The following is a 1,744-nucleotide window of genomic DNA, read 5'->3' as shown; positions in this document are numbered from 1 at the left end:
GCCCAGCCCTGGACGAAATCCAGATATCGCTTGTCGTTGTTGTCGTAGAGCCAGGAACCCTTGCCGTGCGTAAACACGATCTCGGGACGGTTCGTGATGAACATCAGCGAGTCGACGGGATATTCTTGGAAATTCATGACGGCGGGCTCCAGCGAAGTAGGAAATTCAGAAAGGGACTGGGAAACGGGTTCACAAGCGGGGTTCACAAGCGGACTCAAAAACGGGTTCAAAAACGCGAGCCCGGAAAAGCAAAAAGCCACGGAATCCGTGGCTTTATGGTGGCGAAACGAGCGCTACGTGTGTCTCAAGCGCCAATCCGTGACCAGCCAGCCGCATTCCTAGGGAAGCGTGAGCGGCGACGTCGAAGACTGGTGTGAATATTGAGCATTTGCGAAGAATACGATACGAAGTTCCTGCGTGTAAACCATAGCGGCCCGATTTTTATCGAGCCGCCGCCACGCTTGGCGACTACACCGGGTTCGCAAGATCTGCCGCGCTGGTGAACGAGTCGGCGAAAAACTCGTCTTCCGGCAGCCGGTGATGGCTCGTAAAGTCGCGCTGTGCCGATTCCACCATCACCGGCGCGCCGCACGCGTACACCTGATGACCGCTCAAGTCTGGCAGGTCTTCGATGACAGCACGATGAACAAAGCCCGTACGCCCGGTCCAGGTGTCGCTCGCGTCCGGTTCCGAGAGCACCGGCACGAACGTGAAGCCTGGCACGTCCCTCGCCCATTGCTCTGCCATCTCCATCATGTACAGGTCTTGCTTCCGGCGACCGCCCCAGTAGAGCGTGATAGGCCGATTCAGGTTCTTGAATACCGCATGTTCGATGATCGCCTTGATCGGCGCGAAACCCGTACCCGAGGCGAGCAGGACGATCGGCTTTTCCGAATCTTCGCGCAGGAAAAATGTGCCGAGCGGGCCTTCGAAGCGCAGGATATCGCGCTCCTTCATTGGACCGAAAACGTGGTCCGTGAAGGTGCCGCCGGGCATATGACGGATATGCAGTTCGATCGGTCCTTCGTGATGCGGCGGGCTCGCCATCGAATAGCTGCGGCGCTTGCCGTCCTTCAAGATGAATTCGATGTACTGCCCGGCAAGATATTGCAGCCGTTCGTTGGCGGGCAATTGCAGCTTCAATTCGATGACATCGGTCGCACGGCGTTCGAGCGCGTTCACGCGGCAGGGCAGCTTCTTGACCTGGATGTCGCCCACGCCCGCAACTTCGCGGATATCGACAACGAGGTCGCTCTGCGCGGTCGCACAGCAGAGCAGCGCCATGCCGCGCGTTTTTTCGTCGTTGGACAATGCCGAAGACGAATGCGGCGCCTGCTCGATTTCGCCACTGACGATCGAGCCCTTGCACGATCCGCAAGCGCCGTTCTTGCAGCCATACGGAAGTCCTACGCCCTGACGAAGCGCTGCGAGCAGCACGGCTTCGTCGGGTTCTACCTGAAACTGCCGGCCGCTTTGCCGGAGCGTGACATTGAAAGCCATAGATCCTGAATAAGTTGGGTGAAACACATACCTAAGCCGTCGCGGCTGTCATTCGTGTTGCAATCGATTCTACGAATGGCCCTAAAATCTGCCCATGATCGCCACTCGAAAACTGCGCCGTGCGCGCGTACTGGTCGTCGGTTGCGGCGATGTCGGCCTGCGCTGCGTCCCGCTTCTCGCCGAACGCGCCGCCGCGCCTCGTGTTATCGCGCTGTCGAGCCAGGCATCGCGCGCGGCGCAATTG

2 protein-coding genes and 1 pseudogene are annotated in these 1,744 nt (G+C 59.1%); 1 reads left to right on the top strand and 2 read right to left on the bottom strand.

Annotation, left to right across the window (positions count from 1 at the left end; genetic code table 11):
• Together argD and WCA53_RS00040 are read right to left on the bottom strand one after the other, a co-directional pair.
• Positions 1-137: pseudogene (gene argD / locus WCA53_RS00045) on the bottom strand (acetylornithine transaminase); the annotation flags it as partial.
• 331 nt (positions 138-468) lie between these two features.
• A complete protein-coding gene (locus WCA53_RS00040; RefSeq protein WP_423903899.1) occupies positions 469-1,500 on the bottom strand; it encodes a CDP-6-deoxy-delta-3,4-glucoseen reductase in 1,032 nt (343 codons plus the stop codon).
• 94 nt (positions 1,501-1,594) lie between these two features.
• Between WCA53_RS00040 and WCA53_RS00035 the strand changes: the two genes are divergently transcribed.
• A partial coding sequence (locus tag WCA53_RS00035; RefSeq protein WP_423903903.1) for an NAD(P)-dependent oxidoreductase occupies positions 1,595-1,744 on the top strand: 150 nt, incomplete at its 3' end.

The sequence above is a fragment of the Caballeronia sp. genome (assembly GCF_049581465.1).
Taxonomy (GTDB): Bacteria; Pseudomonadota; Gammaproteobacteria; order Burkholderiales; family Burkholderiaceae; genus Caballeronia.
The sequence above is the reverse complement of the archived record's forward strand: the minus strand, read 5'-3'. Positions and strand labels throughout refer to the sequence as shown.

Bases quoted from the DNA above. Each gene is read 5' to 3' on its own strand.
- WCA53_RS00040 (WP_423903899.1), bottom strand. From the start codon at position 1,500: ATGGCTTTCAATGTCACGCTCCGGCAAAGCGGCCGGCAGTTTCAGGTA.